The sequence below is a fragment of the Bradyrhizobium sp. Ash2021 genome (assembly GCF_031202265.1).
Lineage (GTDB): Bacteria > Pseudomonadota > Alphaproteobacteria > Rhizobiales > Xanthobacteraceae > Bradyrhizobium.
On record NZ_CP100604.1, the window covers coordinates 7,439,700 to 7,463,866 of the forward strand.

Annotated in this window: 14 protein-coding genes; 7 read left to right on the top strand and 7 right to left on the bottom strand. The window is 63.6% G+C overall.

Going from position 1 to position 24,167, the window contains the following annotated elements; all coding sequences use genetic code 11:
* Position 1 precedes the first annotated feature (1 nt).
* On the bottom strand, positions 2–1,948 hold the full coding sequence (malQ, locus tag NL528_RS35845; protein WP_309179091.1) for a 4-alpha-glucanotransferase: 1,947 nt from the start codon (positions 1,946–1,948) through the stop codon (positions 2–4).
* A 200-nt stretch (positions 1,949–2,148) separates the two neighbouring features.
* On the opposite strand from malQ, the gene NL528_RS35850 reads away from it, so the two are divergent.
* The 6 genes from NL528_RS35850 to treY are packed head-to-tail and all read left to right on the top strand — an operon-like array spanning position 2,149 to position 16,170.
* Positions 2,149–4,098 carry an alpha-1,4-glucan--maltose-1-phosphate maltosyltransferase gene (locus tag NL528_RS35850; protein WP_309179092.1) on the top strand — a complete coding sequence of 650 codons (1,950 nt, stop codon included), beginning with the start codon at positions 2,149–2,151 and terminating at the stop codon, positions 4,096–4,098.
* A 10-nt stretch (positions 4,099–4,108) separates the two neighbouring features.
* Complete coding sequence (gene treS, locus NL528_RS35855; protein ID WP_309179093.1) at positions 4,109–7,414, top strand: maltose alpha-D-glucosyltransferase; 3,306 nt, start codon at positions 4,109–4,111, stop codon at positions 7,412–7,414.
* Positions 7,411–9,558, top strand: a complete 2,148-nt coding sequence (gene glgB / locus NL528_RS35860) for a 1,4-alpha-glucan branching protein GlgB (RefSeq protein WP_309179094.1) — start codon at positions 7,411–7,413, stop codon at positions 9,556–9,558. Before treS ends, glgB begins: the two co-directional genes overlap by 4 nt.
* Positions 9,559–9,561: 3 nt before the next feature.
* Entirely contained in the window at positions 9,562–11,637 is a 2,076-nt protein-coding gene (gene glgX, locus NL528_RS35865) for a glycogen debranching protein GlgX (RefSeq protein ID WP_309179095.1), read from the top strand.
* Positions 11,634–13,394: a malto-oligosyltrehalose trehalohydrolase gene (treZ, locus tag NL528_RS35870; RefSeq protein ID WP_309179096.1), complete on the top strand. Its 1,761-nt coding sequence runs from the start codon at positions 11,634–11,636 to the stop codon at positions 13,392–13,394. The genes glgX and treZ overlap by 4 nt, the downstream gene beginning before the upstream one ends.
* A 4-nt stretch (positions 13,395–13,398) precedes the next feature.
* Positions 13,399–16,170: a malto-oligosyltrehalose synthase gene (gene treY / locus NL528_RS35875; protein ID WP_309179097.1), complete on the top strand. Its 2,772-nt coding sequence runs from the start codon at positions 13,399–13,401 to the stop codon at positions 16,168–16,170.
* 208 nt (positions 16,171–16,378) lie between these two features.
* Here treY and NL528_RS35880 read toward each other — a convergent pair whose 3' ends face one another.
* Positions 16,379–16,690 (bottom strand): polyhydroxyalkanoic acid system family protein, encoded by a 312-nt coding sequence (locus tag NL528_RS35880; protein WP_309179098.1) that lies wholly within the window; start codon positions 16,688–16,690, stop codon positions 16,379–16,381.
* A gap of 161 nt (positions 16,691–16,851) precedes the next feature.
* Between NL528_RS35880 and NL528_RS35885 the strand changes: the two genes are divergently transcribed.
* Entirely contained in the window at positions 16,852–17,016 is a 165-nt protein-coding gene (locus NL528_RS35885; RefSeq protein ID WP_074273717.1) for a DUF3309 family protein, read from the top strand.
* Between the two features lie 126 nt (positions 17,017–17,142).
* Here NL528_RS35885 and ligD read toward each other — a convergent pair whose 3' ends face one another.
* The 5 genes from ligD to NL528_RS35910 all read right to left on the bottom strand — a co-directional run bounded on the left by ligD (position 17,143) and on the right by NL528_RS35910 (position 24,129).
* Entirely contained in the window at positions 17,143–19,788 is a 2,646-nt protein-coding gene (gene ligD, locus NL528_RS35890) for a DNA ligase D (protein ID WP_309179099.1), read from the bottom strand.
* Positions 19,789–19,917: 129 nt separating this feature from the next.
* Positions 19,918–20,136: a DUF6496 domain-containing protein gene (locus NL528_RS35895; RefSeq protein ID WP_375143926.1), complete on the bottom strand. Its 219-nt coding sequence runs from the start codon at positions 20,134–20,136 to the stop codon at positions 19,918–19,920.
* 78 nt (positions 20,137–20,214) lie between these two features.
* Positions 20,215–20,655 carry a PTS sugar transporter subunit IIA gene (locus NL528_RS35900; protein ID WP_309179100.1) on the bottom strand — a complete coding sequence of 147 codons (441 nt, stop codon included), beginning with the start codon at positions 20,653–20,655 and terminating at the stop codon, positions 20,215–20,217.
* Between the two features lie 64 nt (positions 20,656–20,719).
* Complete coding sequence (locus tag NL528_RS35905) at positions 20,720–21,409, bottom strand: response regulator (protein ID WP_074273714.1); 690 nt, start codon at positions 21,407–21,409, stop codon at positions 20,720–20,722.
* Positions 21,406–24,129, bottom strand: coding sequence for a sensor histidine kinase KdpD (locus NL528_RS35910; RefSeq protein WP_309179102.1), 2,724 nt, complete (start codon positions 24,127–24,129; stop codon positions 21,406–21,408). Before NL528_RS35910 ends, NL528_RS35905 begins: the two co-directional genes overlap by 4 nt.
* Between the last annotated feature and the right edge of the window lie 38 nt (positions 24,130–24,167).

Below are 24,167 nucleotides of genomic sequence, written 5' to 3' on the forward strand. Positions count from 1 at the left end.
ATCAAATCGAGGCGCGCTCACGCATCGCGCGCTTGAGCGCGTCGATGTCGACGGCGGAGGCGATATGCTCAATCGAGACTGGAAGCCGCCGCCGCCAGTTCGGATGTTCGTCCACGGTGCCGGGGATGTTCGGCTGGTCGATCAGGCCGAGCAGATCCTCCAGCGAGACCGCCAGCATCCGGGATTTGGTCCGCGCCAGGAACTGCAGCACCGAATAGAGATCGTGGCTGTCGATGGCGTGGTGACGCAGCACATCGTCCAGCATGGTCAGCGCGTGCCAGCGCGCATCGTCGCTCTCCCCCGGATCCATTCCGAGCGAGCGCTTCAGTTTCAGATCGCTGAAGGAGCGCCAGCCGGCATAGGTCGAGAGATCGTGGGTATTGAAGGTGACCAGCGCATTGGCCGCGTAATGGTCGACGCCCCTGAACGGGCCGTGATCCTCGCGCTCGAACATCATCACCAGATAGGACCAGATGCCCCAATCGGCCATCCGCGCGCGAAAGCCCTCCGGCACGGTGCCGAGGTCTTCGCCGATCACGACGCAGCGGTGCGCGACGCTTTGCTGCGCGGTCACGGCCAGCAGCGCCTCGAGCGGCATCTGCACATAGACGCCGTCAGCCGCACTGAACCCGCGCGGCACGAGGTAGAGCCGCTCCAAGCCCAGCACATGGTCGAGCCGGATCGCCCCGGCGTGACGCATCGAGGCGCGCAACATCTCGCGATAGGGCTCAAACGACTGCGATTCCAGCCCGGCGGCATTGAAACCCGCGAGGCCCCAGTCCTGCCCGGCGGGAGCCAGCGGATCCGGCGGCGCGCCGATCCCGAGATGGCGCGAGATCGCCGCCTGCTCGTTCCAGGCATCGAAGCCGCCGGATTGCACGCCGACGGCGACGTCGAGATAGAGCCCGACCTTCATGCCGAGCCGGTGCGCGTGATCCTTGCACGCCTGCAATTGCCGGTCGGCGGTCCATTGCACGAATTCGACGAATTCGATTTCCGGCGCATCGGCGCCGTTGCGCAAGCCGGCGCATCTGGCCTCGTCGGGTTGCCGCCATTGCTCTGGCCATTCCCACCAGGCCTCGTTGAACTTGTGCCGCAGCACCTCGAAGCAGGCGAAGTGCGCCAGCAACGGCGCGCGTTCGGCGCGGAATTTTTCAAAATCCTGCTTGCGTTCGGCGTTTGGATAGATTTTGAAGGCGTCGAACGCCGCCCGCAACGCCCGCCATTTCAGCCCGGCCACCGCGACATAATCGACCACGTCGTTGGCCCGCAGATGCGCGAGCACGCCCCTGGCCTGGGGATCGGCGCGGAATTCGGGAAGTTTTTCGACATCGATATAGAGCGCATTGAGGAACAGCCGGCTGTTCGGCGAGTACGGGCTGCAATCGGCGGGCCGATCGTCGAACAGCGCATGCAGCGGGTTGAGGCCGACGCCGTCGGCACCCAGATGGTGCGCCAGTTCGATCAGGCCGTGGAGGTCGGTGAAGTCCCCCATCCCCCAGTTGCGCGCCGAGCGGACGCCATAGAGCTGGACCGCGAGCAGCCAGCAGCGGTCGAAATCCCCGCCAAAGGCCCTTGCCGGCGCCACGATCAGCGGCACATCTTCGGTGAACGGCGACGCATCGGTCAGATTGAGCCGGTGGACACCCGGCGGCAAGTCCTGTGGCCAGACGATAACGTGATCGGAGGTTCTTCCCTCGGCGATAACCTTAGAGCCAGCCACGATTTTCCATTGCAGGGGCAATGTGGCAGCCTGCGACAGTTCGCTGCGCACGGGCTGGCCGGATCGAACCACGACCGGCTCAGCGAGCAGGCGGCGTGGTGTCTGCGGTGGCAGGGAATCCAGGATGATCTTGAGCGCCGCTGCGTCCGTCACACGGCGGTGGCCTTGACCGTCGATAAATTCGGTCTGGATTCCCCGGTTTCTGGCTAGATCGAAAAGGTCCATTCGGCACGCGCTTTGCACGCAACAACCCAAAAGGCGTCGCGAAATTGTCTAAATACAGGAAGGGGATAGACGATGTCTAACGCTCTGCCCTGCCCGGCGTTCCCCGGGAACCAATGCCGGGCGAGCGGCTTTCTATATAAGCTCGGCGCGTCTCCTTCCTGTGACCGGGACGTCATTTCCACATCAATGGCGGCATCACCGTGAACAAAACTACACAAACTGTCGAGAGTGCCATCGGCGCTTTCCATATCGAGGATGTTTATCCCTTGATCGATGGCGGCCGTTTTCCGGTCAAACGGATCGTCGGCGAGCGCGTGGAGGTATGGGCCGATGTCTATCGCGACGGGCACGACGTGGTCGCCGCAGCGCTGGTCTGGCGCGGCGAGCTCGACCGGGAATGGCGACGCGAGCCGATGATCCTCCATAGCAACGACCGCTGGGGCGGTTCTTTCGTCCCGGACGCACCGGGCCGATATGTCTACGCGATCGAAGCCTGGACCGACGAATTCGCCACCTGGCGCCATGGCTTTGAGCTGAAACAGAAAGCCGGCGCCGACCTCACCCTCGACGCCATCGAGGGCGCGGGCTTGCTCACCAAGGCGCAGGCCGGAGGGCGCGCCGCGGCGGCAGTCATCCTTAAACAATGCGAGGATTATTTGCAGACCGGCGATACCGCGCCGCTGCTCGCACCCGAACTGAAAGAGGCCATGGCCGAGAGCCAGTTGCGGCCCGACCTTACGCGGTCGCAGCTCTACCCGTTCGTCGCCGACCGGCCGCGGGCACGCAACGGCGCCTGGTATGAAATGGTGCCGCGAAGCCAGGGAAAGACGCCCGGCCAGCACGGGACGTTCAGGGATTGCATCGACCGCCTGCTTGACGTCGCGGCGATGGGGTTTGACGTCGTCTATTTCACGCCGATCCACCCGATCGGGAAAGTCAATCGCAAGGGCCGTAACAACGCGGTGGCCGCCGCCGAAGCCGATCCCGGCAGTCCGTATGCCATCGGCGGAGCCGAAGGCGGCCACGACGCCGTGCATCCGGAATTGGGCACGCTGGAAGATTTTCGCGCCTTCGTGGCGGCGTGCAAGCAGCACGACATGGAAGTGGCGCTGGACTTCGCCGTGCAATGCGCGCCGGACCATCCATGGCTCAAGCAGTATCCGCAATGGTTCAAGCGCCGGCCGGACGGCTCGATGCGCTATGCAGAAAACCCGCCCAAGAAATACGAGGATATCGTCAATCCCGATTTCTCTTCGGAAGACGCCGGGGCGTTATGGAATGCGCTTCGCGATGTGGTGTTGTTTTGGGTCGATCAGGGCGTAAAAATCTTCCGGGTCGATAACCCCCATACAAAACCGTTCCGGTTCTGGGAGTGGCTGATCCATCAGATCCAGCTGCACCACCCCGATGTCATCTTCCTCGCCGAAGCCTTCACGCGGCCGAAGCTGATGAAGGGTCTGGCAAAACTCGGCTTCACCCAGTCCTATACCTATTTCACCTGGCGCACGCAGCGCTGGGAGCTGGAGCAATATCTGACCGAGCTGACCCGCTACCCCGAGCGCGACTACTACCGGCCGAATTTCTTCGTCAACACGCCCGATATCCTGCCCTATCATTTGCAGAGCGGCGAGCCCTGGATGTTCAAGTCCCGCGTCGCGCTGGCGGCTATGCTGTCCAGCACCTACGGCCTCTACAACGGTTTTGAACTGCTGGAGCACGAGCCGATCCCGGGCCGCGAGGAGTACCTCGATTCCGATAAATACGAGATCAAGGTGCGGGACTGGGACAGGCCCGGCAACATCAAACCCTATATCCGCGATCTCAACCTCGCCCGCCGCGCCAACACGGCGCTGCAGCAGACCAGCAATTTGCGCTTCCTTTCCGTCGAGGACGGCAACGTGATCGGCTTCGTGAAGGAGTCGGTCGACCAGACCAACACGGTTGCGGTCGCCATTGCGCTATCGCGCGACGTCCACGAATTCTGGCTGCCGCTCGGCGACGTCCAGGTCGGCACCGGCAACGACCGCCGGAATGTCGCGGCGGTGGAGAACCTCGTCACCGGCGAGCGCTACCCGATCGAGTGGGGCGGCATCCGCCTGCGGATCGACCCGGCACGCGATCCCGCCGTGCTGTTCCGCTGCCTGGCGTGAGGCAGCGGCCATGAATGTACTGTCATCGATCGACACCAAGGAACTGACCGCAACCGAGACCGCCGACGAGCTCTGGTACAAGGACGCCATCGTCTATCAGCTTCACGTCAAGGCCTTTGCCGACAGCAATAATGACGGCATCGGCGACTTTGCCGGACTGACCGAGAAGCTTCCCTATCTGCAGGAGCTCGGCGTCACCGCACTGTGGCTGTTGCCGTTCTATCCCTCCCCCGGCCGCGACGACGGCTACGACATCGCCGACTATGGCGACATCAATCCCGACTTCGGGACGATGAAGGATTTCAGGCGCTTCATCCAGGAAGCCAAGAAACGCGGGCTGCGCGTCATTACCGAGCTCGTGATCAATCACACCTCCGACCAGCACGACTGGTTCAAGCGCGCCCGCCGCAGCGATCCCAAATCGAGCGCGCGCAACTGGTATGTCTGGAGCGATACCGACCAGAAATATCTGGGCACGCGGATCATTTTCACCGACACCGAAAAGTCGAACTGGACCTGGGATCCCGAAGCCGGCCAGTTCTACTGGCACCGCTTCTTCTCGCACCAGCCGGACCTGAATTTCGACAACCCGCGCGTAGTGAGCGCGCTCGTGCAGGTGATGAAGCGCTGGCTCGATACCGGCGTCGACGGCTTCCGGCTCGACGCCATCCCCTATCTGTGCGAGCGCGACGGCACCAACAACGAGAACCTGCCCGAGACCCACGCCATCATCAAGCGGCTGCGCCGCGAGCTGGACGCCTACGCCAAGGGCAAGCTGCTGCTGGCCGAAGCCAACCAATGGCCGGAGGACGTGCAGGAATATTTCGGCCGCGGCGACGAATGCCACATGGCCTATCATTTCCCGCTGATGCCGCGCATCTACATGGCGATCGCGCAGGAAGACCGCTTTCCGATCACCGACATCCTGCGGCAGACGCCGGATATCCCCGGCAACTGCCAATGGGCGCTGTTCCTGCGCAATCATGACGAGCTGACGCTGGAAATGGTCACCGACGTCGAGCGCGATTACCTGTGGTCGACCTACGCCAACGATCCGCGCGCCCGCATCAATGTCGGCATCCGCCGCCGGCTCGCACCGCTGATGGACAATGACCGCCGCAAGATCGAGCTGATGAACTCGCTCTTGCTGTCGTTCCCGGGCACCCCGATCATCTACTACGGCGACGAGATCGGCATGGGCGACAACATCTATCTCGGCGACCGCAACGGCGTGCGGACACCGATGCAGTGGTCGCCAGATCGCAATGGCGGCTTCTCCCGCGCCGATCCGGCAAGGCTTTATGCTCCGACCATCATGGACCCCGTCTACGGCTATGAGTCCGTGAACGTGGAGGCGCAGTCGCGCAGCCTGTCGTCCCTGCTCAGCTCCACCAAGCGGCTGATCGCGGTGCGCAAATCAACGCAGGCCTTCGGCCGCGGCACCATGACGTTCATCCGCCCGGAAAACCGTTCGGTACTGGCTTACGTCCGCCAGAATCAGGACGAGGTGATCCTCTGCGTCGCCAATCTGTCGCGGTCGGCGCAGGCGACGGAACTCGATCTGGCCGCGTTCCAGGGCCGCATCCCGCTGGAAATGCTGGGCAGGACGCGTTTCCCGACGATCGGCGAATTGCCCTACATGATCACGCTGGCGCCTTACGGATTCTATTGGTTCCAGCTTCAGGAGCGTGACAAATCCGAACCGGCGGTACCCAGAGCCGTGCCGGAATTCGAAACGCTGGTGGTGCCGCTGAACTCGACGTGGGTCTCGCTGGCGCGTACCCGCGGCGTGTTCGAGCGCGACGTCCTGCCGGGCCACCTCGCACGCACACGCTGGTACCCGGAACGTTCGGCGAAAGCGATCCAGCCGACTCTCGTGTCAGCCATCCCCTTCTGCGATATCGGCGACAACCGGCCGTGGCTCGCGTTCTTCGAGACGACGCAGCGTGGCGCGACGACCCGCTATGTCTTGCCGCTGCAGATCGAATGGGTCCGCTTCGACCGCGAGCGCTACAACCCGCGTGCCCTCGCCGCGGTTCGTCAGGGCGCGCGCGAGGGAACGCTGCTCGATGTCGCCACCGACCAGATCTTCATCGCGCTGCTGCTGCGCAATCTGCGGCAGTCGCTTATCATCGAGGAAGGCGAACAGGGTTTGCGGCTCGAATTCCGGCCGACCAGCCGTTTCTCGGACAAGCCAATCAGGCAGCCCGAGCGCATCCGCTCCGTCGAGACCGAGCAGTCCAACAGCACCGCGCTGGTCGATGACGACTATGTCGTCAAGATCTATCGAAAATTAGAGGCCGGTATCAATCCCGAGATCGAGATGGGGCGCTTCCTGACCGAGGTCGCAGGCTTCGCCAACACGCCAGCACTGATCGGCAGCGTTGAACTGGTCGAGGGCGACAGGAGAAGCGCGGTCGGGATCGTCCATGCGTTTGTTGCCAATCAGGGCGACGCCTGGACGGTGACCGCGGCCTATCTCGATCGTTTTGTCGACGAGCAGCGCGTGCTGCCGGCAAGCGAACATCCCGGCGAAAGCGAAGGACAGGTGCCCTATCTGCGCTATATGTCGCAAACGGGTCAGCGCGTCGCCGAGATGCATGCCGCGCTCGCGAGCAACAAGGATCTTCCCGACTTCGTGCCAGAGCCGACCCGGCCCGAGGACGTACAACGCTGGATCGGCGATGTCATGGCCCGCGCCGAACGTGTCTTCGATACCCTGATGCATCGGCGCGATACGCTGAGGGAGGCCGATCGTCCGCTGGCGGATCAATTGCTGACCTACCAGTCGACCCTGCCGGATCGCCTGAAGGCGCTGCTGCCGCGCGATATCGATGGGCTCAATATCCGTCATCATGGCGATTTCCATCTCGGTCAGATGCTGATCGTCAAGGATGACATCTTCATCATCGACTTCGAAGGCGAGCCGAGGCGCGCCATCTCCGAACGCCGGCGCAAGGCGCCCGCGGCGCGGGACGTCGCCGGCCTGATCCGCTCGATCGATTATTCGGCAACCGCTGCCCTTGAGCGCGCGCTAAAGGTAACTCACGATGACGCAGGCAGGCTCGCCGCTGCGCTCGCCGATTGGCGCGACCGGGCAACTGCGGCATTCCTCGCCGGCTATCGCGAGACCGCGGCCAATCAGCGCCTGTGGCCGGCCAATCCCGACGCCGCCGAGCGATTGCTGAACTTCTTCCTGCTCGAGAAGGCTTTCTACGAGATCGAATATGAACTGTCGCACCGGCCGGAATGGCTGCGCGTACCCCTGACCGGAATGCTTCGAATTATGTCGCAACAGCCGCTTGAGGCCTCATGACCAAACTACCCGCCGAGGCCTATGCGATCATCGAAGGCCGCCACTCGGATCCCTTCCATTATCTCGGCCTTCATACCGAGGGGGATCAGAACGTCGTGCGCGCGTTCCTGCCGGAAGCCTCCAACGTGGAAGCGATCGGCGAGCATGGCGAGACGGCGCCGCTGGCGCGGATCCACGATTCAGGGCTGTTTGCCGGGGCGCTGCCGAACGGCTCGAAGCGTTACCAGTTGCGCGCCCGTTTCGGCGACAAGGTCGTCAATCTCGACGACCCCTACCGCTTTCCGCCGATCTTGAGCGAGTTCGACCTCTATCTGCTCGGCGAAGGCACCCATCAGCGCATCTACGACAAGCTCGGCGCCCATCCGATGACGCTGGACGGCGTCGACGGCGTGGCGTTCGTGGTGCTGGCGCCGAATGCGCGGCGCGTCAGCGTGGTCGGCGATTTCAATTTCTGGAACGCCCGGCGGCACCCGATGCGGGTGCGCGGCGTCGGTTACTGGGAGCTGTTCATCCCGCACGCCCGCGACGGCGATCACTACAAATTCGACATTATCGGCCACAACGGCCAGCATCTGGCGCTGAAATCCGATCCGCTGGCCTTTGCCGCCGAAGTCCGTCCCAAGGCGGCATCGATCGTATTTGACGAGGCCAGAATTCCGCATCCGCGCCCCGCGCCTTCGGGCGTCAACGCGCTCGGCGCGCCCGTCTCGATCTACGAGGTCCATCTCGGCTCCTGGCGGCGCAAGGGCAACAATGAGTGGCTGAGCTATCGCGATCTCGCCGAACAACTTCCCGCCTATGTGCGCGATCTCGGCTTCACCCACGTCGAATTCCTGCCCGTCAGCGAACATCCGTTCGATGGCTCCTGGGGTTACCAGCCGACCGGCATGTTTGCGCCGACCAGCCGCTTTGGTGGCCCGGAGGATTTCGCAGCCCTGGTCGACGCCTGCCATCGCGAGGGCATCGCGGTGCTGCTGGACTGGGTGCCCGGGCATTTCCCCGACGATCCGCATGGGCTCGGCCAGTTCGACGGCACCGCGTTGTATGAACATGCCAACCCGCAGCAGGGCCGCCATCTTGACTGGGGTACGCTGATCTACAATTACGGCCGCACCGAAGTCGTGAATTTCCTGGTGTCGAACGCGCTGTTCTGGCTGGAGCGCTACGCCGTCGACGGCCTGCGTGTCGATGCCGTCGCTTCCATGCTTTATCTTGACTACAGCCGGCCGGAAGGCGGCTGGATTCCGAACAAATATGGCGGCCGCGAAAACCTCGAGGCCATCGACTTCCTGCGCCGTTTCAACGCCGAGGTTTTCGCGCGCTTCCCGCAGGCCACCACGGCGGCGGAAGAATCGACATCCTGGCCGCAGGTGTCGCGCCCGGTCGAATTTGGCGGGCTCGGCTTCGGCTACAAATGGAACATGGGCTGGATGCACGACACGCTGAACTACATCGGCAAGGATCCGATCCACCGCAAGCACCATCACGGCGATATCCTGTTCGGCCTGCATTACGCATTCTCGGAAAATTTCATCCTGCCGCTGTCGCATGACGAGGTCGTGCACGGCAAACGCTCGATCCTCGGCCGCATGCCTGGCGACCAGTGGCAGCGCTTCGCCAATTTGCGGGCCTATTACAGCTTCATGTTCGGCCATCCCGGCAAGAAGCTGATGTTCATGGGCTGCGAGTTCGGTCAGGAGCGCGAGTGGAATCACGATCGTTCGCTGGACTGGCATCTGCTCGAGCAGAAGAAATATGCCGGCATCCACTCCCTGATCCGCGATCTCAACCGGCTGTATCGCGCGCTGCCGGCGCTGCATGAGATGGACTGCGACCAGGGCGGCTTCGAATGGGTGATCACCGACGATGCCGGCGGCAACGTCTTTGCCTGGATCCGCAAGGGCAACGATGCGCGGGCAAGATGCCTCGTGGTCGTGAATTTCTCGCCGAATGTCTATTACGATTACCGCGTCCGCGTGCCGTTTGCCGGCAAGTGGCACGAGGTGTTCAATTCGGACTCCGCGCATTATGGCGGCAGCAATGTCGGCAATATCGGCGAAGTCCGGACCCGGGAAGGCCTCGTGCCCGAGCTCGATTTGACAATCCCGCCTCTGGCCGCGATCTTTCTGGTACCGGAGAGCTGATGCATGCGATTGACCGCGGGAACGGCCGCACGCCTCGGCGCAAGCTGGGACGGACGCGGTACCAACTTTGCGCTTTTCTCGGCCAATGCGGAGAAGGTCGAGCTCTGCCTGTTCGACGGCCAGGGCCGCCGCGAGCTCGAGCGCATCGAATTGCCCGAACGGACCGAAGACGTCTGGCACGGCTATCTCAACGACGTCTCGCCCGGACAGCTCTATGGCTATCGCGTCTACGGGCCCTATGCGCCTGAGCACGGCCATCGTTTCAACGCCAACAAACTGCTGCTCGATCCCTACGCCAAGCGGCTTGCCGGGCGGCTGGTGTGGAGCGATGCGCATTTCGCCTACCGCACCGGCAGCCCGCGCGAAGATCTTTCCTTCGACCGCCGCGACAATGCCCGCGGCATGCCGAAGGCGGTCGTGGTCGACGAGACCTTCAACTGGGGCCGCCGCGAAATCCGCCCCAACATTCCCTGGGAAGACACCATTATCTACGAGGCCCACGTCAAGGGCCTGACCCAGAAGCGCGATGACGTGCCGCCGAACCTGCGCGGCACCTATGGCGGGCTTTCCTCGCCCGCGATGATCGATCATCTCCGGCGTCTCGGCGTTACCACCATCGAATTGCTGCCGATCCACGGGCTGATCGACGACCGGGTGCTGGTGGAGAAAAAGCTGTCGAATTACTGGGGCTACAATACGCTGGCGTTCTTCGCGCCGGAGCCGCGTTACGCGCAGGACAACGCGCTCGATTCCTTTCGCACCACGGTCGCGCGGCTGCATGACGCCGGCATCGAGGTGATGCTCGACGTCGTCTATAACCACACCGCCGAAGGCAACCATATGGGCCCGACGCTGTCGTTCCGCGGCATCGACAACGCGTCGTATTACTGGCTGAACCGGGAGAACCCGCGGTACTACGACGACTTCACCGGCTGCGGCAGCTCGGTCAACCTCACCCATCCGCGCGTGCTGCAGATGGTGATGGATTCGCTGCGCTACTGGGTCGAGGTCTGCCACATCGACGGCTTTCGCTTCGATCTCGCCACCACGCTGGCGCGTGGGCCGAACGGTTACGACCGCAACGCCGCCTTCCTCACCGCCGTCCGGCAGGATCCGGTGCTCTCGACGGTGAAGATGGTCGCCGAACCCTGGGACCTCGGCCTGGGCGGCTATCAGGTCGGCGCGTTCCCGTCGCAATGGTCGGAATGGAACGACCGTTATCGCAGCTCCATGCGGCGCTACTGGAGCGGTGAAGGCAGCCTGATCGGCGAAGTGTCGCGCCGCATGACCGCCTCGTCCGACCTGTTTCACCACGACAACCGCGCGCCGCGCGCCGGCATCAATCACATCACCGTCCATGACGGTTTTACGCTGGCGGACCTGTTCAGCTATAACGAGAAACACAATGAAGCCAACGGCGAGGAAAACCGCGACGGCTCCAACGACAATCACAGCAATAATTGCGGCATTGAGGGCCCGACCGACGATCCCGAGATCATCGGGTTGCGCCGTCAACTGCGCAAGAATCAGCTCGCGTGCTTGCTGCTGGCACAGGGTACGCCGCTGCTTCTGGCCGGCGATGAGGTCGGCAATTCGCAGTCCGGCAACAACAATCCCTATTGCCAGGATAACGAGGTTGGCTGGGTGGGCTGGGCCAACCTCGGCAAGGACGGCGACGACCTCACCGATTTCATCGCTCAGCTGACCGCGTTGCGGCGCTACTTCAGGCAGATTCGCTGCCAACGCTGGCTCGACGGCCGCCGCGCCGACGGCTCCTACGGCGTATTGTGGCTGACACCCGCCGCCGAAGAGATGAAGGAATCCGACTGGAATTTCCCGGAAGGCCGCTTTCTCTCCTATGTGCTGGGGCCGATGGAACAAGGTCAGGCGCCGATCTTTATCGTTCTGAATGCAGCGCCCGAAGAGATTCCATTCAAATTGCCCAGGACGACCGGATACAAGAGCTGGCGGCAGGTTCTGAACACCGCCGTCGGCAAACAAATCTCCGCCGATTTCGTCGCCGGGGCCGACAGCAAGGCGCCGCCGCGCGCCGTGCTCGCCTTTGCGGGCTCGGTATGAATGCGCGGCAATTCGGCCCGCAGCTGACGAAGGCCGGCACGCTGTTTCGGCTGTGGGCGCCCGCTGCCAAGCGTGTCGATCTGCTGCTGGAGAAGCCTCACGCCCTGACGCGCGGTGAGGATGGCTGGTTCTCCGCCGAGATTGCCGGGGTCGGCGCCGGCACACGCTATAAATTCCGCATCGACGACGAGATCGACGTCCCTGATCCGGCGTCCGGCTTCCAGCCCGAGGATGTCTCGGGCCCGAGCGAGATAGTCGATCACGCCGCCTATCGATGGCGGACCACCGACTGGCGCGGACGGCCGTGGTGCGAAGCGGTCGTACTCGAAGCCCATGTCGGCACCTTCACGCCCGAAGGCACCTGCCGCGCCATGATCGACAGGCTCGATCACCTGGTTGCAACCGGCATCACCGCGCTGGAACTGATGCCGCTGGCGGATTTTGCCGGCCGCCGCAACTGGGGGTACGACGGCGTGCTGTGGTACGCACCCGACAGCGCCTATGGCCGCCCCGACGACCTCAAGGCGCTGATCGATGCAGCGCATGGGCGCGGGCTGATGGTGCTGCTCGACGTGGTCTATAATCATTTTGGCCCCGAGGGGAATTATCTCGGCCGCTATGCGCCGGGCTTCTTCACGGACGCGCAGACGCCCTGGGGCAGCGCGATCGATTACCGCGTGGCGCAAGTGCGCGATTTCGCGATCGAGAACGCGCTCTGTTGGCTGCAGGAATATCGCTTTGACGGGCTGCGGCTGGACGCCGTGCATGCGATCGCCGAGCTTGGCGAAATCTCGATGCTGCATGATCTCAGCCTCGCAGCAGGGAAACCTGCTGCTGAGACCGGCCGCCACATCCATCTGGTGCTCGAAAACGACGACAATGCCACAAGCCTGCTTGCGCCCTGTGAAGCGACGCCGCATGGCCAATACCGCGCCCAGTGGAACGACGATTACCACCACGCCTGGCATGTGCTGCTGACCGGCGAGAGCCACGCCTATTACCGTGACTATCAGCGCGCTCCGCTCGCCGATATCGCGCGCGCGCTCGGCGCCGGTTTTGTCTATCAGGGCGAGGCATCCCTGCATCGCCGCGGACGACCGCGCGGCGAGCCGAGCGGCGGGCTTTCGCCCATTGCCTTCGTCAATTTCCTGCAGAACCACGACCAGATCGGTAACCGCGCGCTCGGCGACCGGCTCGCAAGCGCGGTGAGCACCAAGGCAATCGAAGCGGCGCTTGCGATCACGCTGCTGGCGCCGATGGTGCCGATGCTGTTCATGGGCGAGGAATGGGGCTCGAAGGCGCCGTTTCCGTTCTTCTGCGATTTCCACGGCGACCTTGCGGATGCCGTGCGCCAGGGACGCCGCAGGGAGTTCGCCAGCGCCTATGCCAGATATGGCGACGGGATTCCCGACCCGCTCGATCAATCGACGGCCCGGTCGGCGGTGCTGGATTGGGCCGCCCGCGACGGCGAGCCCGGACGGACGCGGCTGGCGTTGGTGCGGGAGTTGCTCGGCATCCGCCGTCGCGAAATCGTGCCACGGCTTGCGGGCGCCCGCTTTGGCGAAGCGCATGCGGCCGCCAATGGCTTGCTGACGGCAAACTGGCGCATGGGCGACCGGACCACGCTGCGGCTCGCGGCCAACCTGTCGGAGCGCGGCGTCAGCCATGCGTCCCCTCACATCCAGGGAACCCTGCTGTGGGGTAGCGCGTTGAGTGCGAGCATGCCCGCATGGTCGGTGCGCTGGCACATCGGATAGTCAAATGCCTCCGGCGATCCCGATTGCGACCTACCGCCTGCAACTCACCGCGGATTTTGACTTCGACGCCGCAGCTGCCGTCGTGCCTTATCTGAAGGCGCTCGGGATCACCCATGTCTACGCCTCGCCGTTCATGAAGGCGCGCCAGGGCAGCACGCATGGCTACGACATCGTCGACCACACCCGGTTCAATCCCGAGCTCGGCGGCGAGGCCGGCTTCGCGCGGCTCAGCGCTGCGCTGAAGCAGCAAGATCTCGGGCTGATCCTCGATTTCGTACCCAACCATGTCGGCGTGCATTTTGCCGATAATCCGTGGTGGCTGGATGTGCTGGAATGGGGTCCGGCCTCGCCGCATGCGGCGTCGTTCGACGTCGACTGGGAGCAATTGCCGTATCGCGCCCGCGGCGGCGTGCTGATGCCGATCATCGGCTCGTCCTACGGACAAGCGCTGGAGCGCGGCGAGATCGAGCTGCGCTATGACGCGACCGAAGGTGGCTTTTCCGCCTGGTATTTCGAGCATCGGCTGCCGATCGCGCCGGAACGCTACAGCGAAATTTTGCGCACGATCGTCAAGGAAGCCGCGGCTGAAGCCAGCCCGGCCGGCAAGGCCATCCTCGCCCTTGCCTCGCGTTACCGGGGATTGCGTCACCCCAACCGCAAGGAAGCACCCGCCTTCAAGGCGGAGCTGAAAGCGATCGCCGGAGCCCTTGCGATCATCGAACGCGGGCTTGCCGCCTACCGCGCCGGGTCCGATCGCGCCGCGCCGACGCTGGCGCTGCATCACCTGCTCGAACGCCAGCATTACCGGCTCGGCCATTGGCGGCTGGCCTCCAGCGACATCAACTACCGCCGCTTCTTCGACATCAACACGCTGGCGGGATTGCGGGTCGAGGATGCCGGCACGTTCGATGCCATCCATCGCCTGGTCAAAAAGCTGATCGCGGAGGGAACGCTGCAGGGCCTCCGCCTCGACCACATCGACGGCCTGCGCGATCCCTCGCAATATTTTCAGCGCCTGCGCCGCCTGATCCGTTCTGCCCAGGGTGGCGCGGCCAGGCCGTTCTATCTGGTGATCGAAAAGATTCTCGGCGAGCATGAAAAGATGCATGCGTTTGCCGGCGTTCACGGCACCACGGGCTATGAGTGGATGAATGCGATTACCCATGTGCTGGTCGACGGCAACGGCCTCGCGCCGCTCGACGAGATTTGGCGGCAGATCAGCAATCAATCGCCGAAACTCGAACCCATCCTGAAGGATGCCAAGCGCCGGGTGCTGGAAACCCTGCTGACCAGCGAATTCACGGTGCTGACGCGCCTGCTGGCGCGGATCGCCAGCGGACATTACTCCACCCGCGACTATGCCGCCGACAGCCTGCGGCAGGCGCTCGAACTCTATGTGCTGCATTTCCCGGTTTATCGTACCTATCTGACGTCGTCCGGTTCGGCCGCGCATGACCGCGCGCTGATATCTGCGACGATCGAGCGCGCGCGGGCCGACTGGTTTGCCGCCGACGACGGCATTTTTGACTTCCTGCGCGATACCCTGACCATGGATTTGATCAAGCCGGGTCGCGCGGCGCACAGCGCGCCGCGGGTACGGCGCTTTGCCTTGAAGGTGCAGCAATTCACCGGGCCCTTGATGGCCAAGTCGCTCGAGGACACCACGTTCTACCGTTACCACCGGCTGCTGGCCATGAACGAAGTCGGCGGCGATCCCTCGGCGAAAGCGCTTTCCGTCGACGGCTTTCACGCCATGATGCAGACGCGCGCCAGGGAATGGCCGCACGGCATGACGGCAACCGCGACCCACGATACCAAGCGTGGCGAGGACGCGCGGGCACGGATCATGGCGCTCGCCGAAATCCCCGGCGAATGGGCCAGCACCGTGGCGCGCTGGAAAATTTTCAACGCGTCGCATCTCGTCACCGCAGGCGCGATGCGCGCGCCCTCGGCGACGTTCGAATACATGCTGTACCAGGCGCTGCTGGGCGCGTGGCAACCAGGCGACGACAAATTTCTGGAGCGAATGCAGGCCTATGCGTTGAAGGCCGCGCGCGAAGGCAAGCAGGAAACCAGCTGGCTCAATCCGCACCAGGCCTATGAGGCGGGAATAACGACCTTTATCGCGCGGATTCTGGATCGCACCATCTCAGTCGAATTCCTGGACTCGCTGGAAACCCTGGCGCGGCGCGTATCGCTTCTGGGGGCATTGAATTCGCTGGGCCAGCTTACGCTGAAGGCAACGATGCCCGGTGTGCCGGACTTCTATCAGGGCACCGAGTTCTGGGATCTTTCGCTGGTCGATCCGGACAACCGACGGCCGGTGGATTTTGCCGGGCGCGCTACGGTGCTGAGCTCCGTCAAAACACCGGATTGGGAACACCTTGCGCGGCATTGGAGCAACGGCCATTTGAAACTGGCGTGGACCCGACAGCTCCTGAAGCTGCGGACCGAACTCGCCGATGTGTTTGCCGACGGCGACTATCAGCCACTGGGCGTGAGCGGGCGGCATCGCGATCATGTCATCGCCTTTGCGCGGCGGCGCGGCCGCGATGCAGCCATTGTCGCGGTCGCGAAATCCTGCGCGGCGTTCACGGAAGGTGGACGCACCTGGCCGCGCGCCGATGCCTTCGATGGCGCGATCGACCTCAAGGAATATGCGACGGAAGCTGGCGAAAGCGAGCTTTCGACTCTCTTCCGGTATCTGCCGGTTGCGGTGCTCAAGGCCAGCGTCGCCGGCGCTTCGAAGCCAGCGCGCCAACGAATTCGCGCGTAACCGACCTTTCGCAAATGCGAAGGCCGCCCGGGATCGATGGCCGGGCGGCCCGGCGGTTGTCGTGCCGACGACGAAGGTCGGTTCCCTCCTCCCGCGCAGGCCTGCATGATCTCACAAGATTCGTTACCAGTAAGCTGATGAAACTACGGAGTGCGTCTGTTCTTCGAAAAACTTTTCGTTGCTGCTAAGCACAATCAAACGCAACGCATCAATCTCGTTTCGTCAGCAGCAGACTGCCGCGATTGCGGATCGCAGCCTGGGCTGCTTCGGCAAAGCGCTGCAGCAACCACGGCAGCACGACCTCCACGCGCACATGATCGTCGGCGACATCGACCTGGCCCGCGACCGCTTGTCCCAATGCGCGAAGGCGAAAGACCATGCGATTGTCCTCCCATCTTTCCTCATCGACCTGCAACACCGGCACGCTCGAAGCCGCGCGCGTCAGCCCCGTCTTCAGGCGGCGCGTGGCCTCTTCGCGGCCGAGACTATGTGGAATCGAAACGACGAATGGTGCAGACATCGCTGAAATCCTCTTTGACCCAACAGCATGTAATTCCAGATCGTTCGAAAAGAAGAGCCGTGCGCGCGTCGCGCGGCACCAAATGGAACCTTCACAGTCGCCGTTCGTTTCCCTCGCGAAGGCAGAGAGCAAACAGGCCTTTGGGCTGAGGAGAACTTTCAATGTCACTCGGAACGATCATTCTCATCATTCTCGTCATCGCACTGCTTGGCGGCTTCAGCGGCATCGGCGGCGGACCGTTTTATGGCACCGGTTATTACGGCGGTGGCGGGCTTGGTCTGGTGGTCGTGATTCTGCTGATATTGCTGTTGCTCGGGAAGCTCTGAGGCACAGTGTCATTCCGGGGCTCGCGTCGGCGAGAACCCGGAATCTCGCGCTACAACTTCGGGATTCTCTGATGTGCAATTGCACATCAGAGTTCGCGATTACGTCGCGTCCCGGAATGACAGGAGTCAGATCTGAGTCCCCAGCTTCTTGATCGCCGCCTTTATCGATGACGCCGCATCCTCATATCCTTCCCACGCTTTGGTCTTCGCCAGCAGCGCCGGCACGGTGCGTACGGCGTAGCGCTTCGGATCGAGATCGCCGCGCAGCTGCGTCCAGCTCAGCGGCATCGAGACGGTGGCGCCCTCGCGCGCCCGTGGCGACAACACCGCAACCGCCGTCGACATCTGGTCGTTGCGGAGATAATCGAGGAAGATCTTTCCCTTGCGCATCTTCTTCGACATGTTGAGCAGATAGCGCTCGGCGTTGTCGTTCGCCATCCACTGGCAGATGCCCAGCGCAAACGCCTTGGCTTCCTTCCACGTCACCCTGTCCCTGGCGCCGTGAAGCAGCGGCGTCACCACGTGCAGGCCCTTGCCGCCGGTGGTCTTGCAAAAGCTCTCCAGCCCGACCGCGGTCAGCCGCTGCCGCATCTCCCTGGCGGCCTCGATGACCTCGGAGAAATCAACCTCCGGCGCCGGATCGAGATCGAACACCAGCCGCCCGGGCACGTCATAGGCATCCGGCGCGCAATTCCAGGGATGCAGTTCGAGCCCACCGCTCTGCGCCACGGCCGCGAGCCCCTCGATCCGGTCGATCTGCAAATAGGGTTTGCGGTCGCCGGAGACTTTGACGAGTTCCAGCAGATTCGACGTGCTGGGCATCGCGTGACGCTGAAAGAACTTTTCGCCGTTGATGCCATCCGGCGCGCGGACCACGGAGCATGGCCGGCCTTTCAAATAGCCGATCATCCATTCGCCGACCGATTCGAAGTATCGGGCAAGGTCGAGTTTCGTCACCCCGGCGCCGTCGCCGGCGTCCGGCCACAGCTCCTTGTCGGGCTTCGAGATCACGACGCCCATTACTTCGGCGGATTTCTTCGCCGCCGGCCGTGCGGCTGTCGTCGCGGCTTTCCCGGCCGGTCTGGTAAGCTTGGTCATCGATGGTCTCTCCGCCTCCACCTCGATGGCGGGCTTGTCCTGCCGAAGGCCCTTGAACGCCGCCTGCCGGATATTGCCGCCGTCGGTCCAGCCTGCGAATTCGATTTCGGCGACCAGTTCAGGCTTCAGCCAATGCACGTCGCGGGTTTTCTTCGGCGCGTCCTTGCCGCCGAACGGGCTCCTGTCCGACGCCGCCGCCTTCAGCGCCGGCATGATGCGGCGAACCGTGTCCTGCCCGAAGCCTGTGCCGACGATACCGACAAAGGCCAGATGATCGCCGCGATAGACGCCGGCCATCAGCGAACGGAATTTGCCGTTGGTGGTTTTCCAGCCGCCCAGGACGACCTCGTGCCCGGCGCGGCACTTGGCCTTGGTCCAGTGCTCGGAGCGGCCGGAGCGATAGGGCGCATCGAGCTTCTTGGAGACGATGCCTTCCAGCGACAGCCTGCGGGCCGACTCCAGCACGGTATCGCCGCGATCGTCGAAATGTTCGACATAGCGGATCGGTCCGTTTTTGCCCTTGCGCGCCTCCAGCAATTTCCTCAGCCGCGCCTTGCGTTCGACGAGCGGCAGCGGGCGCAGATCTTCGCCGCCGGCAAACAGCAGATCGAACGCAAAGAAGATGAGCCCGCCCGTCTTGCCGTCGGAAATTGCGGCCTGCAGCGTCGAAAAATCCGGCGCGCCGTTGGGATCGAGCGCGACAATCTCGCCGTCGATCAACGCGTCGGGAAGCGATGTTGCGGCTTTGGCGATGCCTTGGAATTTTTCGGTCCAGTCCAGCCCCTTGCGGGTCTTCAGCGCCGCATCGCCGTCCTCAACGCGCAACTGCACGCGGTAGCCGTCGAATTTGATCTCATGGCACCAGCCATCCGAATTCGGCGGGCGCTCGACCGAGGCGCAAAGCTGCGGGGCGACGAAATCCGGGATCGACGAGACTCTTTTGGCCTTCGGTGCTTTTGCGGCAGCGCGCGCCTTGGGCGACGGCGCCTTGGTTTTGGCGCGGGCCTCGGCCGCCTCGCCGCGATTGGAATGCCAGACCGCGTCGGCTTTGGTCTTGCCGCCCTTTGCCAGCATGAACGGCTTTGGCGCCTTGCCCTTGCCCTCGGCAATCTCGGCCATCGATCGCCCCGATGCGACCGAGAGATCCGCATTGACGAACGCGTTGGCCTCGCCTTCCTTCGCAAACGCGTCGCGGTGCTTGATCAACAGCCAGTTGGTCCGCTTGCCGCCGTAGCGATCGCCCTTCATCCGCACCAGCACCCAGCTGCCGTGCAGCTTTTCGCCGTGCAGGGTGAATTTCAGATCGCCCTTCTTGAAGCCGCGGTCGGGATCGTCGGATTCCCAGTAACCGCGGTCCCAGAGCTGCACGGTGCCGCCGCCATATTCGCTCTCGGGGATCGTGCCTTCGAAATCGCCGTAATCGAGCGGGTGATCCTCGACCTCGACCGCCAGCCGCTTGTCGTGCGGATCGAGCGATGGACCGCGCGTCACCGCCCAGGACTTGAAGACGCCGTCGAACTCCAGCCTGAGATCGTAGTGCAGCCTTGTCGCATCATGCTTCTGGATCACGAAGCGGCGGTGTTTTGCAGGCGCGACCTTGACCTCGCCGGAGGGCTCGTCGGTCTTTTCGAAATCACGTTTCTTCCGGTACGTGGACAGGTTTCTCAGCGACACGGTCAAGCCTCACACGGTCGACGTTCCCAACTCGAACTGCACGACTCGGGCGAAACGCGCCGCGGGGTCGCGAATTCGCCCCGGAGAGTTTAGTGGCTCCTTGCGCCGGTTGGAAAGGCCCGGTTGCCGTCAAGCGGCTTTACGCGCCTTGGCCACCGTCCGCTTCCGGGACGCCTTCTTCGGCACTTTCCTGCCCTTCGCCCTCGCCTCGGACAGCCCGATCGCAATCGCCTGCTTGCGGCTCTTGGCCGTCTTGCCGGACCGGCCGCTCTTCAACGTTCCGGCCTTGCGCTTCTTCATCGCGCGCTTGACATCGGCGGAAGCTTTCTTCGAGTATTTTCGTGCCATGGTGTTTCTCCCGATTGCCGGGAAACAATCGGCGTCACTCGCGAAAGTTCCGGACCGCGCCGGCGAGGTGCGCGGCCCTCAGGCGATCGCCGCATAAAGCTCGGATGCGGTTTTGGCGGCCCGCAATCGCGCGAGATTCTCCGGCGGCCGCAGCGTCCGGGCCACCAGCGCGAGTGCCGCGAGCGCTTCGGTCTCCGCAGCCGCGGGCAACAACAGAACGAACAGGATGTCCACCGCTTGCCCGTCGATGGCGTCGAATTCGATCGGTTGCTTCAGTTTCGCAAGCAGCCCACAGGGGCGCTGTAGATCCGGCAACCGGGCATGGGGGATGGCAACGCCCTTGCCTATTCCGGTCGATCCCAGTTCTTCCCGCTTGAGCAGGTAGGACGCAACCCGATCGGCGGGCAGACCAGGACCAGCCGCGGCCCTGGTTGCGAATTCCTGCAACAGCAACGTCTTGTTCGAAGCACGCACGTCGATCGCGACGTCCGCTGGCGACAGCAAATCGGAAATTTTCATGGTCGCTCCAAGAGGACGCATCCTAGCATTGATCCGGTCTCGGATGATACGTGGCTTTGGCAACCTAGTCCGGCGCGCGCAGCCGATAGCCGATGCCGGTTTCGGTCAGCACGAATTGCGGACGCTCCGGGTCGGTCTCGATCTTCTGCCGGAGCTGGCGAACATAAACCCGCAGATATTGTGCGTCGGTCAGTTCGTCCCAAAGCTCCTTCAGCAGAAACCGGTGGGTCAGCACCTTGCCGGCGTGCTGCACCAGCACGCGCAACAGCTCATACTCCTTGGGTGACAGTTTGACGTCCTTCTCGCCGACCTTGACGATTCGGCGCACCAGGTCGACCGCAAGGTCGCCCGATCGAAATACCGGACGCTCTCCATGAACCTGCAATTGATGCCGCAACGCCGCGCGCATCCGCGCCAGCAGTTCGTCCATGCCGAACGGCTTGGTGAGATAGTCGTCGGCGCCGAGATCGAGCGCCTGGACCTTTCCGGCCTCGTCGCCGCGGCTCGACAGCACAACGACCGGGACGCTGTCGTTGCGCCCGCGAATCATGCGCAGCAAGTCATGGCCCTGGATGTCCGGCAAGCCGAGATCGAGAATGATGAGGGCGGGATCCTGCGCCAGCAATTCGAGCCCGATCTTGCCATTGGAGGCTTCCAGGATCTCGTAACCCTGCGTGCTCAACCCCATCCGCAACAGCTTGCGGATCGGCGGCTCGTCGTCGATGACGAGAACCTTGATCGGTGCGGCGCTCATGCGGCGGTGTCCAATGCGTTTGATGCCGCCGGAATCGGAAGCCGAATGGTCAGCACGGCGCCACTCCGGTCGGTGCGGTTGGCGGCCAGGATCGTGCCGCGCATCGCCTCGACGAAACCGCGCGAAATCGCCAGGCCAAGCCCGGTGCCGGGGCGGACATGGTCGCCCTTTTGCGCGCGGTAGAACTTGTCAAATACCATCTCCAGCTTCGCCGGCGGAAACCCGTCGCCCTCGTCGATGATTTGCAGGGATACAAAATCCCTTTCCCGCAGACTCCTGATCGAAATCGTGGTGTCGGCGGGCGCGTATTTCGCCGCGTTGTCGAGCAGGTTGAAGAGCACCTGCTCGAACAGGACGGCGTCGAGTTCCAGCATCGGCAAATCGGCCGCGAGTTCCAGCGAAATCCTGTGGCTCGCGAGAATTTTGCTGGCGCGCCGCAACACGCTGCCGACGATCTCGCCCACATCGTGCAACGCGGTATTAGGCACGATGGCGCCGGATTCCAGTTTGGTCATGTCGAGCAGATTGGCGATGAAGCGGTTGAGCCGTTCGGACTCGTCGATCACGGTTGCCAGCAGATCGCGCTTTTCGGCATCGCTCAGGCCGCTGGCAAGATCGCGCATCGTGCTGGCAGCGCCCAGCACCGAGGCCAGCGGCGTTTTCAGATCGTGCGAGATCGAGGTCAATAGCGCCGATCGCAGGCGATCGGATTCCACGGTGCGCTTGACCCGGTCCATATCCTCGACCAGCTGCACGCGTTCGATCGCGAGCGCGCCCTGATCCATCAGCGCATCGAGCAGCCGGCGCTGGTCCGGCGTCAGCAGCGGTCCGGTCTTGTCGTCGTCGATGCCGATGACACCGATCGGCCCGCGTCCGGTTCGCATCGGCAGAAACAGGCGCTTGGCGCCCGGCAGCGTATCCGCACCGCGCCCGGCCGCGCGATCGTTGCCCCACGCCCAGTGCGCCGCGGCAAGGTCGGCCTTGTCGAGTTCGTCCTCGGGCGGGTAGCCGGTCTTGACGGTAAGGACGCCCTCTTCGGGCAACAGCAACACCACCCGCACCTTCAGCATCAGCGCCGTTTGATAGGCGGTCGCCCACAGCACATCGTCCAGCGTCGCCGTGCCCGCGAGCTTCCGGCTGAAGGCGTACAGCGACTCCGTGGTGCGCACCCGGCCGATCGCGGAGTCCGCCTGGGTGCGCACGCGCGCGGCGACGTTGGAAACCAGAATCGCGATCAGCATGAAGAAGAAGAACGCCGCGACATTGGTCGGATCGGTAATGGTGAAGGTATAGACCGGCGGCAGGAAGAAGAAGTTGTAGGATAGCGACGCCGCGACGCTGGCGAACAGCGACGGCCACAACCCGTAACGAACCGCGACGCCGACCACGGCCGTGAGGAACACCAGATCGACGTTCTCGATGCCGAACATCGGCTGGATCAGTTCGGCAGCGCCAAGGCCGACGGCCACGATCAGCAGCGCCATCAGATATGGCTTGGGATCGAACGATTCGGGCCGCTCGGCCGCGCGCACGGTCTTCTTCGGAACCGGCTCCGCAGCGAGCTCCTCGCCGGCGATCACGTTGACGCTGATATTGCCGGCGCGCCGCACCAGATCATGCACGACCGAGCCACGCCTGAGTTCGAACCACCAAGTGCGTGTCGACTTCCCGATGATGATCTGGGTCACGTTGTTGGCTTGCGCGAATCCGATCACGTCGTCCGCAATACGCCGCCCGACAGCGGGAATGGTGAGCGCCTCGCCGCCCAGCGCTTCGGCCAGCCGCAGCGTGTCGGCCAGCCGGTCGCGCTGCTCGTCGGTCAATTGCAGGCTGCGCCGCGTCTCGATGCTGAGGGCGGTCCAGGGCGCATGCAGGCGGTCCGCCAATCGCCTGGTGTAGCGCACGAGCCCCGCCGACCGCGGATCCTCGCTGATGCAGACCAGGATGCGTTCGCCCGCGGCCCAGGGGCCCGCGATCGCGTTGGCCTTCATATGGTTGAGCAACTGTTCGTCGACGCGCTCGGCGGTCCGGCGCAAGGCGAGCTCGCGCAGCGCGGTGAGATTGCCCGGCGAGAAATAATGCTCGAGCGCGCGCTCGGCCTGTTTCGGGACGTAGACCTTGCCTTCCCTCAGCCGCTGGATCAGATCGTCCGGCGTGAGATCGATCAGCTCGATTGCGTCGGCGCGGTCGAACACCGAGTCCGGCACGGTTTCGCGCACCCGCACATGGGTGATCTGCGCGACCACGTCGTTGAGGCTTTCGATGTGCTGGATATTGACCGCGGTATAGACGTCGATGCCGTGGGAGAGCAGTTCCTCGACGTCGAGGTAGCGCTTGGGATGGCGGCTGCCCGGCGCATTGGTGTGGGCGAGTTCATCGACCAGCGCGATCCGCGGATGGCGCGCAATCAGCCCGTCGAGGTCCATCTCCTCGAGCATCTGGTCCTTGTATTCGAGCCGCTTGCGCGGGAGAACCTCAAGGCCGACCAGCAGCGCCTCGGTCTCGACCCGCCCGTGCGTCTCGACGACGCCAACGACGACGTCGGCACCGGCCTTCAATTTGGCGCGCGCGCTCTGCAGCATTTCATAGGTCTTGCCGACGCCGGGAGCGGCGCCGACGAAGATCTTGAGCCGCCCGGCACGGCTGTCCTCGCGCCGGGCTGCCTCCAGCAGGGCCTCCGGCGAGGGGCGTTGTTCGGAATCGCGGCGCTGCTGGACCATGCGTCAAATATAGTCCTTATGACGCATCCAGCCTAGCG

Coding starts and splice junctions, on each gene's coding strand:
- NL528_RS35895 (WP_375143926.1), bottom strand. CDS start 20,136: ATGGCACGAAAATACTCGAAGAAAGCTTCCGCCGATGTCAAGCGCGCG.
- treZ (WP_309179096.1), top strand. CDS start 11,634: ATGAATGCGCGGCAATTCGGCCCGCAGCTGACGAAGGCCGGCACGCTG.
- NL528_RS35905 (WP_074273714.1), bottom strand. CDS start 21,409: ATGAGCGCCGCACCGATCAAGGTTCTCGTCATCGACGACGAGCCGCCG.
- treY (WP_309179097.1), top strand. CDS start 13,399: ATGCCTCCGGCGATCCCGATTGCGACCTACCGCCTGCAACTCACCGCG.
- glgB (WP_309179094.1), top strand. CDS start 7,411: ATGACCAAACTACCCGCCGAGGCCTATGCGATCATCGAAGGCCGCCAC.
- NL528_RS35880 (WP_309179098.1), bottom strand. CDS start 16,690: ATGTCTGCACCATTCGTCGTTTCGATTCCACATAGTCTCGGCCGCGAA.
- glgX (WP_309179095.1), top strand. CDS start 9,562: ATGCGATTGACCGCGGGAACGGCCGCACGCCTCGGCGCAAGCTGGGAC.
- NL528_RS35900 (WP_309179100.1), bottom strand. CDS start 20,655: ATGAAAATTTCCGATTTGCTGTCGCCAGCGGACGTCGCGATCGACGTG.
- NL528_RS35885 (WP_074273717.1), top strand. CDS start 16,852: ATGTCACTCGGAACGATCATTCTCATCATTCTCGTCATCGCACTGCTT.
- malQ (WP_309179091.1), bottom strand. CDS start 1,948: ATGGACCTTTTCGATCTAGCCAGAAACCGGGGAATCCAGACCGAATTT.
- NL528_RS35910 (WP_309179102.1), bottom strand. CDS start 24,129: ATGGTCCAGCAGCGCCGCGATTCCGAACAACGCCCCTCGCCGGAGGCC.
- treS (WP_309179093.1), top strand. CDS start 4,109: ATGAATGTACTGTCATCGATCGACACCAAGGAACTGACCGCAACCGAG.